12 protein-coding genes are annotated in these 17,653 nt (G+C 39.8%); all 12 read right to left on the reverse strand.

Annotation, left to right across the window (positions count from 1 at the left end):
* Window positions 1-182: 182 nt before the first annotated feature.
* Window positions 183-3,218, reverse strand: a complete 3,036-nt coding sequence (gene lacZ / locus J7E77_RS10910; RefSeq protein WP_214714301.1) for a beta-galactosidase, LacZ type — start codon at window positions 3,216-3,218, stop codon at window positions 183-185.
* 39 nt (window positions 3,219-3,257) lie between these two features.
* Window positions 3,258-4,082: a carbohydrate ABC transporter permease gene (locus J7E77_RS10915; protein WP_214714206.1), complete on the reverse strand. Its 825-nt coding sequence runs from the start codon at window positions 4,080-4,082 to the stop codon at window positions 3,258-3,260.
* Window positions 4,075-4,923 carry a carbohydrate ABC transporter permease gene (locus tag J7E77_RS10920; RefSeq protein WP_374102967.1) on the reverse strand — a complete coding sequence of 283 codons (849 nt, stop codon included), beginning with the start codon at window positions 4,921-4,923 and terminating at the stop codon, window positions 4,075-4,077. The genes J7E77_RS10915 and J7E77_RS10920 overlap by 8 nt, the downstream gene beginning before the upstream one ends.
* Window positions 4,924-5,163: 240 nt before the next feature.
* Window positions 5,164-6,450 (reverse strand): ABC transporter substrate-binding protein, encoded by a 1,287-nt coding sequence (locus J7E77_RS10925; protein WP_214714208.1) that lies wholly within the window; start codon window positions 6,448-6,450, stop codon window positions 5,164-5,166.
* 175 nt (window positions 6,451-6,625) lie between these two features.
* The gene (locus J7E77_RS10930) at window positions 6,626-8,389 is read right to left on the reverse strand and encodes a sensor histidine kinase (protein ID WP_251026968.1); all 1,764 of its coding nucleotides are present in this window, start codon (window positions 8,387-8,389) and stop codon (window positions 6,626-6,628) included.
* Between the two features lie 13 nt (window positions 8,390-8,402).
* The gene (locus J7E77_RS10935) at window positions 8,403-9,959 is read right to left on the reverse strand and encodes a response regulator transcription factor (RefSeq protein WP_285290535.1); all 1,557 of its coding nucleotides are present in this window, start codon (window positions 9,957-9,959) and stop codon (window positions 8,403-8,405) included.
* A 297-nt stretch (window positions 9,960-10,256) separates the two neighbouring features.
* A complete protein-coding gene (locus J7E77_RS10940; protein WP_214714212.1) occupies window positions 10,257-10,928 on the reverse strand; it encodes a hypothetical protein in 672 nt (223 codons plus the stop codon).
* A 106-nt stretch (window positions 10,929-11,034) separates the two neighbouring features.
* Window positions 11,035-12,408: an alkaline phosphatase gene (locus J7E77_RS10945; protein ID WP_214714307.1), complete on the reverse strand. Its 1,374-nt coding sequence runs from the start codon at window positions 12,406-12,408 to the stop codon at window positions 11,035-11,037.
* Window positions 12,409-12,731: 323 nt separating this feature from the next.
* A complete protein-coding gene (locus J7E77_RS10950; protein ID WP_214714214.1) occupies window positions 12,732-14,339 on the reverse strand; it encodes a M20/M25/M40 family metallo-hydrolase in 1,608 nt (535 codons plus the stop codon).
* A gap of 100 nt (window positions 14,340-14,439) precedes the next feature.
* Window positions 14,440-15,846, reverse strand: coding sequence for an amino acid permease (locus J7E77_RS10955; protein WP_214714216.1), 1,407 nt, complete (start codon window positions 15,844-15,846; stop codon window positions 14,440-14,442).
* A gap of 41 nt (window positions 15,847-15,887) precedes the next feature.
* Entirely contained in the window at window positions 15,888-16,649 is a 762-nt protein-coding gene (locus tag J7E77_RS10960) for a dimethylarginine dimethylaminohydrolase family protein (RefSeq protein ID WP_214714218.1), read from the reverse strand.
* A 17-nt stretch (window positions 16,650-16,666) separates the two neighbouring features.
* Window positions 16,667-17,521 (reverse strand): dimethylarginine dimethylaminohydrolase family protein, encoded by an 855-nt coding sequence (locus J7E77_RS10965; protein ID WP_214714309.1) that lies wholly within the window; start codon window positions 17,519-17,521, stop codon window positions 16,667-16,669.
* Window positions 17,522-17,653: the final 132 nt, after the last annotated feature.

A 17,653-nucleotide genomic window follows, 5' to 3' on the forward strand; every position in this document is an offset into this window, starting at 1 on the left:
AAATTGGTTTGTTTTAGACATATTCTTTTTACTTATAGTCTCTGTTAAACTTGGTTTTTGATTTCCGCTCCAGGCACTTCGCTACAATCAACTTGTGTATAAAATTTTTACAAAGCTTACTTACTTAAAAGGAAAGAGCCTGGCAATATAAGGCTCTTTTCTTTATTTGATCCATTTCATAATTAGATTCTATTAATCACAAACTCGAATTCCATGTCTTGATTGGCAGGAATGAGGTGTTCATCATGCACCGGTGCACCCCAGCTGTCGTCTCCGCCGATGCCCATCTGTTTGCCTGCGACCGTCACAACGGTGTAATGGACATTTGGAAGCTCGTAATGATGCTGAGCATTCTCGAGTTCAAAAGCCGTATAAGGAGAAAAATTGCACTCTAATGGTTTAGTCGCAGCTGAAATTTTTATTCCCTGTCCTTCCTTGTTGGTCAGACTAACTCGGCGCACTCCCGTCCGGTTGCCCGATTCTTGCGGCATGACATATCCGGATAAATTCTCAATTACTTGATTTTTAAATATTCCAAGTCTTGCTCCTTGCGCTCGGTCTGAGTAATTTTCTTCAGGACCCATCGCATACCATTCTAGTTGGTCATAATCGGCAGGCACCTTGAAGGATACTGCAAAAATCGGCAGCTGCGGGAGATTTTCCGCCCCCTGATAGACCGACTTCACATGAACACTGCCATTGGCAAGAACGGTATAATTTACTTTCACCACTACTTTTTCACTAATCGATAATTTATAAGTAAAAGCAATGCTCACCTGACCATTAGCTTGTTCGACATCCATCCCAATGCATTGGCGCGCAAGACTGGCTGCATACCAAAGTCCCGAATGATAGCCTTGGGAATAACCGCGGTCATTATCCGTCGTCGCCCGCCAGAATAACGGTGCCGGCGGAAGAGCAATCATCTCTTTCCCTGCATAGTTAAGTGAAACCAAGCTGCCCGCCTGTTTCGAGAACAAGATGGTGAAGTCAGTGCCGTGGACACCAACATTGACATCGCCAGTGACAACCCGTAATTCCCCGTGAGCTGCCGTCTGCTCGACAAACGCCTCCGTCCTGAACACATATTGTCCGAACGCGATCTCGTAGCCAGCGTCCGCCCAGAGATTACTTTCCTTCAGCTTAAAAGAAGTTTGTATACAATATTCGCCAGAAACGCTGGTGATTTCAGCAGGCAATTTAAATTCGATGCGCCCTTCACTCTGCGGTGCCACCACCACATCGAGCTGATTCCGATACCACTCTTTACCTTCAAGGTAGAGAGTGTACTCCAAATCATAATCGGACGTATCTACGAAAAGACTTTCATTCTGAATGGTTACCCCCGTACGATCCGGACTCAGTTTGATATTTTGATATAAATACTTTACTTCCTGCATCTTCGGCGACAACTCTCGATTGGCATACACAATCCCATTCGTACAGAAGCCATAATCCGTTGGGCGATCGTCATAATCACCGCCGTAGGCCAAAAATTCCTTGCCATAACGGTCTTTTTTAATAATCGACTGATCAATATAATCCCAAATAAATCCACCTTGATACATCGGATATTTCCGCTCTAAATCTGTATATTTGTTCATACCGCCAAGGGAATTCCCCATGGCGTGCATATATTCACAGCTAATGTATGGCTTTGACGGGTTATCGTTCAAATAATTCTCAATGTCAGCTGGCTTTGCATACATCCGGCTTTCCATATCACTCGTATCATTGTAATCACGCGCATGGAAAACACCTTCATAATGAACCAGGCGACTTGGATCTACACTCTTAAAATATTTAGAAACATTCAGAATCACTTCACCCGCATAGGATTCATTGCCACATGACCAAATGAGGATCGACGGGTGATTTTTGTCCCGTTCAAACATGGATACCGCTCTGTCCATGACGATGTTCTCCCATTCCGGCTTATTCCCGGGGATGTTCCATGACGGCTCGACTGCCCCCATCTTTTGCCATGAACCGTGCGTTTCAAGGTTCATTTCATCGATGACATAGACACCGTATTCATCGCATAACTCATACCAATAACTTTGATTCGGGTAATGGGACGTCCGGACAGCGTTAATGTTGTTCTGTTTCAATGTTTTAATATCCCAAAGCATGTCTTCCTTTGTAATCGCGCGGCCGGTACGGCAATTAAATTCATGGCGATTGACACCCTTGAATACAATTCGTTCACCATTAAGGCACATGATTTTATCAGCCATTTCAAATCTTCGGAAGCCGACTTTCTGCGGAATAACCTCTACCAAATGACCTAACTCGTTATATACCTGAATATAAAACTGATACAAATAAGGATTTTCCGCACTCCATAGCTTTGGATTATTGATCATCATTAAAACTGTCCAATTTCCGTCAGTGAAATCACCGTTTTGTGCTGCTACTAAGTGCCCCTCGGTATCGTACAATTCAGCAACTATTTTTGCCGGAGAAACCACATCAGATAAAAGCTTTAGGTCTGCTTGAAGCGTCCCTTTCGTAAAAGTCGGATCCAGCTCTGCGCGAATACCGGCGTCATAAACATGAATTTCCGGTACTGTATAGAGGTAAACATCACGGAAAATACCAGAAAAACGCCAGAAATCCTGGTCCTCGAGCCAGCTGCCCGTGCTCCGTTGGTAAACCGCGACGGCAAGCTTATTCTCACCCTCTGTAAGAAATGGGGTAAGCTCAAATTCTGCAGGAGTAAACGAGTCCTCACTATAGCCGACGAACTCCCCATTTAACCACACATAAAAGGCCGACTCCACACCTTGAAAGGATATATACAGTGGCTTGTTTTCCATTTGAGGGGGAACGGTAAACATCTTCACATAGCTTCCAACCGCATTATGGTCGTGTGGAATTTCTGGCGGACGGATCTCGTTAAGCCCGTCCCATGGGTACATCGTATTCACATATTGTGGTTTCCCGTAGCCTTGAAGCTGAATGTGACCTGGGACGGTGATGTCCCCCCAGCCCATGCAATTAAAATCCAGCCGGTGAAAATTCTCCGGACGATTGTCTGGATTTACGCTATAGTTAAATTTCCAGTTACCGTTTAATTCATGGCGCATTGCCATTGGGCCTGCAATTTTTGCCTGCTCCAGTGTTTCATAATATCGGTGGTCTGAATGTGCTGGAAGTCGATTAACGGCAAATACATTTAAGTCTGTAAGCCAATCTATTTTTGGAATGGTTGTCATCACTATCACTCTTCCTATCTACATTTTTCCAAAATTTTATTATTTAACTGAACCCATCATCCCTGCAACGAAATGCTTTTGCATAATGAAGAAGATAAGTGCTGCCGGCAGGGTGGCAATCACAATCGCTGTCATAATCATTCCAAAGTCGGGTGAGTAGCTTGAACCAAGGTTTGAGATTAACAGCGGAATGGTTTGGTTCTCGGGTGACTGCAACACAACCAGCGGCCATAAATAACTGTTCCAGCTAGCCATGAAGGTAATGATGGCAGCTGCTGCATAGGTCGTCTTCATTGTCGGAACATATATCCGGAAGAAACATCCCAATTCGGACAGACCATCAATTCTTCCCGCTTCAAGAATTTCCTTCGGGAACATCTTTGTGCTTTGTCTAAAGAAAAAGATAAGATAAGCAGTTGTAACCGTTGGTAAGATGACGGCTGTAAGCGTATCGATTCCGATCATTGGAAGGGCTTGAGAAATGGTGGCGAACATTCTAAAGAGCGGTACCATTAAAGCCGCAAAAGGAATCATCATAGAAACCAGTAAAATATTAAACACAAAGTCCTTCGACTTACTTTTGTAAATTTCAAATCCATATCCTGCCAAGGAGGCGATAAGCATGGCAAGGACGGTCGTTAAAATCGAGATTTTCGTTGAATTTATTAAAGCAGGTACAAGATCAACTGTGTCTAGTAGATTGTGAAGGTTTTCTATAAAATGACTGCCAGGCAGCATCCTTCCTTGCGTTACATCGACAGACTTGTTCGTCGAGCTCACAATCATCCATAGAAACGGAAACATAGAAACAATGGAAGCGATGATAAGGACTGTATAGCTGAATGAGCGTTTAAGGTTATTCATTTTTATCACCTGCCACTTTGAACTGAATGATAGAGAAGATGACGATCATAATGACAATGGCATAAGAGACAGTAGCCGCATACCCAAAGTCAGGGGTATACTTAAACGATAAATTATAGATATACTGAGAAATTGTCATTGTCGCATTACCCGGCCCACCCTTGGTAATATTCATGACCTCGTCAAATAGCTGAAGCGTACCAATTGTTGAAGTGATAGATGTAAATAGGATAATCGGCTTCAACATTGGGATCGTAATCTTGAAAAATTGTTGAACTGGCGAAGCCCCATCTATCCTAGCTGCTTCATAGATAGATTCATCGACGTTTTGAAGAGCCGATAAATAGAAGATCATGTTATAACCTGTCCAACGCCAAGTGATAGCCACAATAATGGCAATTTTGGCCCAAAAAGGATCGGTGAGCCATTGGATGGGCTCAGAAATTAGTGAAACTTTCATTAACATGATATTGATAATCCCATCTTGACCAAACAAATATTTGAAAATGACGGAATAGGCAACAAGTGAGGTTACGCATGGTAAGAAGATGGCTGTTCGAAAAAAGCCCTTGAACTTCAACGTTTTATTATTTAGTAAAACGGAAAGAAATAAAGCAAGTAGAATCATAACTGGTACTTGGATGATCAGATAGATCACCGTATTTTTTACCGTTGTAAGGAACGTTGGATCCTTAAATAAACGCGTATAATTATCGATACCTGTAAATGTTAAATTCGCACCTACCCCTGATTGAAATGACAAAATAAGAGCCTGAACCATTGGGTAGAAGTAAAACAAAAAGATCATTACGGCAGCGATAATCACAAAGGACCAGCCAATAACATTATTTTTTAACCGAAGCTTCCGACCTGAATTTGCTTTTGGAAGAGTTTGAGTGTGGTTTTCTTTCGCAGTTATCAATTTTAGTCAACTCCTTACGTTGTAATTTCAAGAAAAAAAGAAAAGAGCCTCAGAAAATCGCCTGACACATCAGATAGCTCCAATTACTGAAGGGTAGAAGCCGGCGAATTCAAAGGCATAATCTCTTTACAAAGATGTGTTACTTGCTAATTTGTTGTGTTATTTAATTTGTTCTTCTGCTTGTTTTTGTGCATCTTCTAATACTTTATCTAGATCTTTACCTTTAAGGTAATCTTGCATTCCCACAGCTAAAATGTCCTCAAGGGCATATGTGTGCATACCATAGTTCACTTGAGGGATTTTTTCTGTCCAAGCTGCAAAGTCTGAAACTACTTTTTGACCTCCGAAGAAATCATCGGCAGCCTTATAGGCTTCACCTTCAGCAGCTGGTTTATAAGTACCAATAGCGCCCATTTCTTTATTTAAGGTCTGATAAAAATCAGCATTAGATCCAAATGTTTTTCCTAAGAAGTCAGCAGCCTTTTCTTTACCAGGGATGTTAAGCACGTACCAAGAACTTCCTCCTAAGTTTGAAGCGTTCACTGAACTTGAAATGCCAGATTGTCTTGGCATCGGAACAACTGCCCATTTACCTGCTTGTGAGCTTTCCGCTTTAATGGATGGAGTAATCCAGTTCCCAGTAGGAACAGTTGCAACATCACCGCTGTTAAAGCCTGCTACGAACTGACCCCAGTCAGAAACAGGTTTTATTAAATCTGCATCTAAAATTGCTTTATATGTTTGGAATGCTTCCTTTAAAGAAGCGTTGTCCGCTATGTCAGGTGTAACCCCGTCATTCTTTAAATACCATGAACCGCTTGTCTGAACCATCATACGAATAAGACCAAGGTCTTTTGGATCCTGTGTAAGCATTTGTTTCCCCGTTGCTTCTTTTACCTTTTTACCAATTTCAATGTACTTGTTCCAGTCGATATCTTTTAAATCATCAACCGTGTAGCCCGCTTTTTCCATGTAATCCGTTCTAACGTATAGTCCCGTTACACCCGTATCGAATGGAAGGCCGTAGTTTTTGCCGTCCAAGCTCGTAGGGGCAATTTTATACTGAGCAAAATCATCTGCTTTAAACGATCCTGTTAATTCATGGAACATATCTGGATACGCTTTAAGGAAGCTTTGCGCCCGATAATCTTCGATTAGAACAATATTCGGCAACCCTTTTGTAGTCCCAGAGCTTAAGCTTGTATTTAGCTTTTGGATAATGTCATCTTGAGCATGTTCAATAACTTTAATGTTTACATCTGCGTTTTCAGATTTATAAGCTTCTTTTGCTAAATTCATTGCTTTAATGTTAAAATTCGGGTCCCATGCCCATACTGTTACTTCATTTGTATCTTTGCCGCTGTCGGAAGTCTCTTTATTTGATCCCGAAGAACAGGCAGTTAGCATCAATATACTAACTAAAAAGAGTGCTAGTACTTTTTTCATTGATATTCCCCCAACATTCTATTTTTGTAAGCGTTATCTAACTTGCAAATACAATGTTATCACCTGTTAGGAAGTAACCGTTAGGACGATATTTTAAATGGTTGGTAATATTTTTATAACATGAACACGCTTCCAATTGATTTATTTGGATTATTTTTAGATTTTATGACTATTTTCACTTAGTTGAAACTGGAAGTGTCATCCGGACCTTTGTCCCTTCACCCAACTCGCTAGAAATTGTCACCCCATACTGTTCCCCGTAAATCAGCTGGATACGCTCATGGACATTCCGCACACCAATCCCTGAAAACATCTGTTGCTTACGCTTTGTAGTCGGGAGTTTATTCTCTGAAGAGACTTCCATTCCATCTCCGTTATCCACGACTTCACAAATCAACGTATTCTCCTCTTTCCAGACAAGTACATTAATATAGCCACCAGTCTTACGATTGAAGCCATGAAAGAATGAATTTTCCATAAAAGGCTGCAGGATAAGCTTTGGTACGTGATATTCCAAACAATCTGGCGCGATAAAATAGTTAACATTAATCCGGTTACCGTACCGCTTTTGATTAATAAGGACGTAGTTTTTTAAATTATCCACTTCTTGGACAATGGTATTCGTCTCGCTGACATTGCCAATTGTATTCTGAAGCAAGGATATTAAAGCATTAATTGTTGCTTCGGTTTCTTTTTTTCCACCTTGCTGCACCATGAATTTTATTGAAGTTAACGTGTTGTATAAAAAATGAGGATTAATTTGCTGCTGCAGCGCAGCCAATTCCGCATTGCGCTTTTGCTTTTGTGATTCCACAAGCTGTTCAACATACAAGTGAAGCTCATCGAGCATGGAATTAAAGGCATTGCCGATTTTCATGGTTTCATATGTGCCGGTTGCAGTAACATATTGGTGGAATTCATGTTTTGACGCATCTTCTATCTGCTTAACAAGACTCGATAACGAATTTGTCAATCTCCTCGTCGCTAGTAAGACAATGATTAACGCCACAAAGACGATACCCATTGAGATGAGCACGATATCTTTCTTATCAATTAGGTCTCCAACTGCTTTTTGCTTATCAATTATATTAAATAGGTACATGTCAAACGATGGAAGGTATTCCATCGAGATAATCTGATCCTTTCCCATAAAATTATCAATGATATAATGGTCTGAACTCTTTTCAATTTTTCCTACATAGCTAAGCAGGCCTTTTGGTGCTTGCCCTATGAGCTTTGATTGGTTGCTAGAAACAATAACTCCCTGCTTGTCTACGACAAACACATTATTACCAGGTCCTGTATAGCTTGTGAAGAACTGTCTAAATTGACTTTCATCAAACGCAAAGAACATCGATCCATAAACAGTACCGTTGATCCGTTCCATTAGTACCTTTGATGCCACAATGAACTGGCGATTCGTTCCATCATTTCGCTTGTCCAATTGGTACACCAGTTTCTTTGGTTCCTTAAACGTATTACTAGTAAGTCTGCTAGTCCTTAATTCCTCATCCGTTATTGGCCAGTACGTCCGATCCGTTGCAAAACTGAATCCATTTCTACCCATGACTAGAATGCTTTCTTCATATGCATCTAAATTAGTTTCAATTCGCTTTAACTGTTGGCCCGCATTAAAATAGGCATTAAGTTTCTCTTTATTGCTATATTGCTCCCTCGTAAGAATTTTTTTAACCGTATTGCTTTGAAGGAGATTGTTAGATGCTAGGACGACCGAATAGTTAAAGGATTCGAAACTTCCCTTTACCTGACTCATTACTTTAGAGTTCGTAATGCTAAACTTTTTAATAAAAAATTGCTCCGACATCCGAATCGTTGTCCATGTAATAGTGATCGAAACTGTGATAATCATCATAACCGTAATGAAAAACATAACGATAAACAATCCGTTATGTTTAAAACGTTCGGGAATAAATCTCATAATTCACCATCTCTTATCTTAGTTTTTGCTTTCTTTTGTATTGGCTTGGAGACAATCCCTTTATTTTCTTAAAAACTTTACAGAAATAACTGTGGTCCGAATAACCGACCATTCCACTAATTTCTGAGATAGATTCCATTCCCTCCATGAGCAGTTTCGTCGCTTCTTCGATCCGCATTCTATTTAGATATTCGATGAATCCTTCCTTATTATGCGTTGAAAAATAGCTTGAAAGATAAGATGGATTAAAATGAAAGTGCTTTGCGACCCCAGTAAGGGTAAGCGGTTCGGCATAATGTTCTCTAATATATTCCATCAGTTTTTTCATATTTATATCTTCGGGCTCACTCTGCACCAAAAATATGCATTTTTCCGCTTCTTCAATAAAGCGATTCATTAGTTCAACCGTGGCCTTCGCCGAAGGTGCTTCATCAATCGATCTAAAATATGAATACTTGGCTTCTTCCAATTCTGTTACGTCAAATTTCATATTACTTAGGAGAATGGTAATGTTAAAAATAATGTTGCCAAAAAAAGCTTTATATTCAAAGACATCCATCGTATAACAAGAAGACATTACCTTTACATGGTCTTGTAGATATTTGAAAGCGGAATCAAAATGTTTTCTCTTTAATTCTTCTGTAAACCAATCCAAATTAAAATTTTCGGGTTTGGGCGGCACTTTTGGAAGATTCTCTTTCATTAAAAACGGTTGATTTGGAAAATAAAAGCGATAATCTAACAATTTTACGAGACTTTCTTTGTAGTTGCTTCCTAGTTGAGAAAGGTCTGAAAACTCATCCGTCAAAGCAATACTCATTCCTGGTATAGACTCTGCAAGTTGGCTGGCCAATTTAATAAACTCTTTATCATTCTGCTTGTTTATATTAATTAAGTATCCAATGATATTCTCTTCAACGCTTAAGGGCTCGTAAACAATTTGATTTATGATATGTTGCAATGCCTCTTTGATTTTCGCCTTGATACTTGTTTGAAATTCTGCACTATTTCTAGACTGGTGATTCCTTAAATCAGCTCCAATTAAACAATAATGGCTGTATGGCAAAGCTTTGGATACTAACTCCGAATCATAATTCACTTCATATCCTGAAATCAGTTTATTGATAATCTGCCCAATTGGGAGATTGCCTGTTAATCTTTGATCCACTTTCTGAAAGGAAGGAATTCTGCTTGCGGCATTTTTCAGCGCCTTTAAGAGACCGTCTGCATTGAGCTTCGGCTTTAAGATATAATCAACGACACCACTTTGGAAGGTGGAGCGAACATAATCGAATTCTCCAAAACTGCTTAAAATAATGATTTCAATGTGAGGATATCTTTCCTTCACAATTCTTGTTAATTCTTCCCCATCCATGATCGGCATTACGATATCTGTAATAATGATATGTGGGGCGGTGGCCTCAATTAATTCCAGTGCTTCTTGACCGTTCGAAGCTTCCCCAACAATCATAAAGCCCTCTTGCTCCCAATTGATATAGTGCTTAATCCCTTGTCTGATCAACATTTCATCGTCTACAATTAGTGTTCGGCATAGTTCCCCGACTGTCAACGCAATCCCTCCAGAAGAAGACATGTACAATTAGAAATTTCAATATTTTTATTATACTATATCCATAATGACTACCCTCTCATAAAAATTGTACCAATTTGTTGCACAACCTCGGAATACAAAAAGGGCCCTATCCCAATCATGGGTAGGGCCCTGATGTCCTTCCGTTTCATCCAGAAAGGTACTATTACTCAAGGTCTTTATATATTCGTAAAAATTTTACACAGGTCAAAGGGTGTCAGGCACCGCTCGTGGACAAATGTCCACGAGTGGTGCCTGACACCTTTTTATTCTCCATTAAAAATCAAGTTGGATTTTTTGTGCTTCCTCCAGCCTTTCCTGTTTATCATTAAACACGTCACTGGTTAGAATTTTAATCCATTCCGTTTTTTTGCTGCCAGCTTGGTCAACTATAAAGCCTAGACTCCCCCGTTTGATTTGGTTTCCTCCGATTTCTCCATTTAAATGTTCAAGATACATATCCTGTTTCCAGTCCATTTTCTCACCTGTATTCGTTTCAAAAAGGGCGACTGGGGCAAAATTACGCTTTTCTATGGATTGATTTTTAATATCGACACTTATTTTAATAAAATCAAATTCCTCGGATTCCGTTAACGGATGGAAATAGTCAATTAAACTATAATCAGGTCGGTAGTGAAGTAGTTTCATTTCTTTGATCGTGTACTCGATATCCCCAAAATGATATACCTTATTTATTTGTTTGATCGCTTTTAAGGTAGCCTCTCCTTTTTCATCCGTAACAGACTGTCCGGGTTTTTGTAAGGTTGAATCATCCGTAACTTGAGGGCTATTATAATAGGCGTCATGTTCGTCTTTCGAGATCTTTTTGGTAGCTGTGGAAGTATTCTCTGTTTTTGAATCAGTTTTCTCATTAGTTGGTTGAATTGAAACAAATGAACAACCCGTAAGTAGAAATACAAATAAAATAGTTATTATTGCCTGTTTCATATCAATTCCTCCCATCACGTAAAACTCCTTTTTAGAAAGATATCCCGCTGCTAAAAAGGCAACGGGATATCATATTTTCCAATCCTAATCTACTTAATTTTTAAACTTACTTGTCTTCGATGACTGTTTTTCGGCTGTCTTTTTCAAGAATGTCAAAGATGATTTTGGCATTATCCGTATTATCAATTTGACCGGCAAAGCGTTCGCTGTCAGGACCAAATGCATATACATTTACATCTTCCCCCGTATGTCCGCCCGTCGTCCATCCGGTGAATGAACGGGTATCAATAATTTGTTCGATCGCATTATCGATATCCACTACTTTCTTCGTAGCCGCAGCATCTTTTACAGACTGAATCTCTTTATCTGTTAAAGTGAGATTGATATATTTAGTCAACGTGTCTTTCACATCTGCCCCATTAGCAATTTGCTCTGCCATAAAATCAGGTGTGCGTTCTGTTGCATTAATCGGTGCACTAAACCAGTTATACTCTCCGCGGGCACCGATGGAGTAACCGCCAGTTGAATGGTCAGCTGTTGCCACAACCAATGTATGTCCATCCTTTTTAGCAAACTCAATCGCTGCTTTGAACGCTTTTTCGAAATCTTCCATTTCACTCATTGCGCCTACAATATCATTATCATGACCTGCCCAGTCGATTTGGCTTCCTTCCACCATCAAAAAGAACCCTTTTTTATTTTGATTTAAGCGCTCAATGGCCGAAGTCGTCATATCTGCTAAGGAAGGTATCTCAGCCGTCCGGTCGATCATTTTTGGCATACCCCGTTTCGCAAATAATCCAAGAACCTGGTCATTTTTGTCTTTTTTCAATTCTTGAAGGTTTGAAACATAACTGTATCCGTCTTTTTTGAAATCCTCTGTAAGGTTACGGTCTGTGCGGATAAATAAATCTGATCCGCCACCCAAAAGGACGTCAATTTTGTGTTTTCCGTTAACCATCTCATTATAATAATCATCCGCAATGGCATTCATATTATTACGGTTTACATCATGAGAACCAAACGATGCAGGTGTGGCATGTGTGATTTCTGATGTTGCAACTAGACCTGTTGATTTCCCCTGCTCTTTCGCAGCTTCAAGAACTGTTTTTACTTCAGATTTGTCGTTGTCAACCGCGATGGCAGCATTATAGGTTTTTATACCAGCGGCCATTGCTGTAGCGGCTGATGCTGAATCCGTTACATTTTGCTTTGCATCCTCTGGATAGGTAGTCTGTTGTCCAACTAGAAATCTATCAAACTCAGTTGACTCCACTCTTTTAGTAGACGGATCGTCTTTTAAATAACGGTAGGCCGACGTATAAGAAACGCCCATTCCATCCCCGATTAGAAAAATGACATTTTTTATATCTGCATTGTTTTTATCTACTTTTTCGGATTTAGCGTTTGCTGTTCCAGTTCCAACAAGACTGCTAAAAGCAATGCTTGAAAGGACAGCAACTGGAAGAACCTTTTTCATAAGTTTTTTCTTAAACAATTCGTTTTCCCCCTCAAATAAACTTGAATGTACTGTATTACGATTTTCATTATAGCGGGGGTTTATTAAGCGAATGTAAACAATTGTAAAGGCGAATAAATCGGAAGTGCTAAAATATAGGTAATTTGTATGAGAGTAAATTACTTTTGAACAGAAAGCTACATTTTCCATTAAATTGTCAGATCAACTCCTCCTTAAAAAGGCCTATTTTTCTTTATATTTTCTTAATAAAAATTGAACATTTGAATAAGAGTAGTCCCAGCAAATAAAAAAAACTGATTCGACGATGCGAATCAGTTTCTTTCCTAGTTATTAATCATCATTTTTATCATACCTTCGACAAGAACCGGAACTTCTTCAAATGCACTTTTCATATGAAGTCGCTCCGTTCGTTTGTGGGCGTCTTTTCCGAGTGGGCCAACATTTAAGACAGGAGCTTGGAGTTCTTTCATCGCATCGAATGGGATGCTGTAACCGCTGCCCCATACCGGGGTATTTGATTTGAAGACGGTCCATCCTTCCCCATCGTCCTGATAATTAACATAGCTTAAGTCGCTAATTCCATTAAAATAGTGAACTTGCTGAACAGGCAAATTAAATTTTGCGAGACCTTGCTCTTTCACATATTCTACACATTGTGTAATGAGTTCATCATTTGATGAATTTACCGCTGGATAATAAGGTGGAGCAAATAGCAAAACCATCGCAGGTGCAAGTTCCTGGCACTGAATCATTAGAGTATCTGCAATTCGGAGGGATTTTTCACGGTCATCCCATTCTGAATTTGCATGAATGGCTGCTTTGATTGCTTCGACAAAATCTGTTCCAAATTTATTAATCGCATGCGTAAGTAAAGCTTCATAACGTAAGACATGCACTTCACCAACTGGGTCTACATACTGCTCTTTGCAGACTTCCATATATGCCCGGTTGCAGGTACTAGCCGCGTTAACAGCCACTTTTTCAAAGATATCCATAATTTCTTCCGCATTCCGCTCCATTAAAAACACATTATACAAGGCTGCTGCGCGATATGGTGTTTGAGCGGAGTATTCAAGTTTTAAATCTTTTTGTTGAAGTGTAACCGGAAGAGGGGTTGTTTCACCCCTCACCGTTTCTTGGAGGCTCAAATTCCATTCCATCTTCTGCGTCAAAAACGATGCAATATATGGTGCTGTGATTCCACTGAGAGGTTCACCAACATGTGTCTCTTTCCCGTAAAAAAGTGCCGATGGCATAATTTTACCGATGGAACCTGAATACACATAATAATTTTCGTCACCCGGTTCTTGTGAAAATACGGGTTCTCCGTTCAAGAAAAGCTTATAGGTGAGATCATGCTTTTCCTTTAGTTCTAATAATTTCGGTACAGCTGCACACATACCCGCCGAATTTACTTCCTCATCTGGCACGGTTAACAAGAGAAGATTAATCGGCCATTGTTCGACAGTTGCTTTTTCGATTAATCCCATATGCATTACAAGTCCCATTTTCATATCCATCGTGCCTCTGCCGAATAAATATTCTCCAGATTTTAGATCCTGCACCACATCTTCCGGTAACCCTTCCAATCTTTCATGGAGCAAGTTGGTTAGCTCTTCTGGCTGATAAGCAAAATCCTCTAGATCTCCATATTCCTCCGTATTCACTGTATCAAAATGACTAATGAGAACGATGGTTTCTTTTGCATTTGGATGTTTATATAAAGCAGTTAAAAACCGCCTGCCCTGATCGGCATCGTGAAGAAGCAAATGAGTAGGATTTTCCTGAAAATAGCCCAACCCTCGTAGTTTTACTTCTAGCTTTAAAGGAAAATTACGTTCACCCTCTGTTAATGTCATGCTTCTCCAGCTCACCACTTCGCACAAAAGCTCACGAAGTGCCTCTGGTGTCCCCCAATTTAGCTGATTCATTACCCGATTACTCCTTTAATTAAATACAATATGGTGAATCACAACTGTCCACCTGAGATGGACAAATACAACCAACTGTCCACGAGTGGTGCCTGACACCCTATCGATAGTCCACATCATTATTTGCGCTCAATTTGTCCTTTTTATTCTTAAAATAATAGGAAATATAGCATACGGCTAAAAATCCTAAACCCACTAGTAAACCTACTAATTGGGTCGGATCAAAGGCCAAGAATATTAAGATTGAAACGCAGAATACGATACAAATAATTGGTATTAATGGATAAAATGGGACTTTATATTGTAACTCCTCTAATTTTCCGCCGTCTTGCAGGTATTTCCTTCGAAACAATAACTGTGAAAGGGCAATACCGATCCACGAAATCGTAACAGAAATGCCGGCAATCGACATTAACAACACAAACACTGTGTCGGCTGCAATAAAGCTAGTTAGCAAGGATAATAGAGAAAAAAGCATCGTAAATACTAGAGCAGCAAATGGAACCCTGCGTTTTGATAGCTTTCCAAACCGTTTTGGAGCCATTCCATCTTGCGCCATCGCCCATAGTAACCGGGTCGACGCGTAAATACATGAGTTTCCAACCGATAATATCGCTGTCAGTATAACAAAGTTCATAATATCTGGTGCGAAAGGAATACCTGCCATATCCATAAGGGTTACGAATGGACTTTCCAATAATCCCAGTTCCTTAGATGGGAAAATGGCGGATAGTATAACAATAGAAGCTAGATAAAAGACGATAATTCTAAAAAGGACGTTTCGAATGGCTCGGGGAATATTCTTTTCCGGCTCTTCGCTTTCCCCAGCAGCAATTCCAATCAGTTCAGATCCTTGATAGGAAAAGATAACATTCATCATCGTAACAAAAAGGATGACAAAACCTGCAGGGAACAATCCAGATGGTGCTAAGTTTTCTAAAAATGGTGCAGGACGGTCCGCCAATGGAATGATTCCAAAAATAGCAGCGAAACCAATAATAATAAAGAAAATAACAGCAACCACTTTAATACCTGCAAACCAATATTCTGCCTCTGCGAATCCTCTGGTTGTAAGAGCATTGAGGACAAATAACAGGGCGATGAAAACAGCACACCATATCCAGACTGAAACATCAGGAAACCACCGTTTCATTAGGATTCCTGCCGCGGTAAATTCAACCCCAGCCGTTGTGGCTGAACCAACGAAATACATCCATCCTAACGAAAATCCAGCGGAAGGACTAATGAATTTACTTGCATATGTTTGAAATGAGCCTGTTACGGGCATGTGGACAGCCAGTTCCCCTAGGCACACCATGACCAAGTATAAAATGATCCCACCAAATAAATAACCTATTAATGCACCACCAGCTCCGGCCTGATTAATGGTATAGCCAGCATTTAAAAACAACCCTGTTCCTATGACTCCTCCTAACGAAAGCATAAACAAATGACGACGTTTCATCGATCGATTTAATTGATTCTGCTGACCCTCTCGTTCAACCATCTCCCACACACCCCTTGTCTATTAGCAGTCTCTAATGTTCCTTAAAAACGTAGGGACAAACAGCTTAAGCCGCCATCTAATTTACGAAATTCAGACATGTCGAGCTCAATCGTCCGAAAACCTGCCTCGTTCATTTTTTGCTTCGTTTGAGGAAAACCTGCTGGAATGATAACATAGTCATTCACGCGAATACAATTCGCTGCATACTCCTCTTCGGGTGGAACGATAATTTTTGTATAGGAATTAAAATCTGGATGATCAATAAATTCACCTGCGACAACAATTGTATGATTTCCAAGATAAGAAATACCTGTTTTGAGGTGGAAAAACTTTTCTAGTTGAACAATAGACGCCTGGTAATGTTCCAATTCAAGAATTTGCTTTAATTGTTCAGCTCCTTCCAAATTTGTCCTTTCAGAAAGTCCTATATAAAAATGATTATCAATTTGTAAAATATCGCCGCCGTCAAGGGTTCCTGGTGACTTGATATAATAGATGTTTTCATAATGGGATTTTATTGTCGGCTCCATCTCAAAAATTTCCCCGTTACGTGAAGGGGCCCCTGGGTTTGAAATAACCGCAAACTCAGGTGTCAGCACTGCCGTGTCTTCTACAAAGGTAGAGTCTGGGAAATCCTCATGACTAGTCAGGACGGTTACTTCTACCCCACAGGTTTTTAGTGCATCAATATAAGCTTTATGCTGCTCGAGTGCCTTTTCTAAAATAGGACTCCCTAGATCAGAAGTCGTTAAGCCATGGATGAAGCTTTCTCCAGGTGTTTTGACAATTGTAGTTTTAAACATATTATTTCCTCCTTCAATTATGTACGGATAACAGGACAAGTGAGACATGTAGGACCACCTGTACCTAAATAAGAGATTTCATTTCCTTCATATTCATAGACGTTTGCCCCCGCATCCATTAATTTCTGCTTAGTGTAAGGGCTTCCAGAAACTATCATACAAATTCGCGGTGCCAAGGCAAGGACATTACAGCCTAGTCGATGGTATTCTTCATCGGGAACTTCAATTAATTCAAAGCCACGCTTGATTAGCATTTGTCTTAAGAAGACTGGCATTAATCTCGAATAAACAACAGCCAGGTTTTCATCTACGATACTAATAAAAGACATAAGATGTAGACATTCGTCCTCACCTTGGTCATGCGGAAGCTGAACAACGATACATTCGTCCACCAAACCTTTAGTAATTTCCTTGATTTGGCGGATTGCTTCATCATTCGTTCGATAGCCACGGCCAATTAACAATGTGCGATCATCCAGCCAAACAAGATCTCCCCCGTCAGCTACTGCTTCACCAGTAAGTTCACCTAATATAGGAATGTCCTTTTCTATTAAAAATTGTTTATACACCTCGGCTTCCGGCTGTCGTAATTTTTTCCCTGATTTTAAAATAATGGCACCCTTTTTCGTAAATTTAACGGGATCATGGGCATATAGAGAATCTAATCCTACACGTTCTGACGCGGGTAAAAATTCAATATGGTCCACATGCTGTTTAATAATAGAAAGAAACTGTTCAAATTCCTGCTGTGCTTTTGAAAAATCAGGTTCATGAATATAGTTGAATTTTTCCCATTCCTTTTTTAAATGTTCTTGACTAATAAAGGATTCATTTGGGTGTTTAACAATAACGGTATTGAGTTTTTTATACATAGATGATGCCAAAGCAGTTCCTCCTTTGTTTTTCCGTATAGTGGAATTCATTTCCCCTGACAGGAAAACCTATAATATGATACTATAGTAGTAATAATTTCATGTCAATATATTTTGAATTTACTGATTAAT

The sequence above is a fragment of the Bacillus sp. ISL-77 genome (assembly GCF_018613105.1).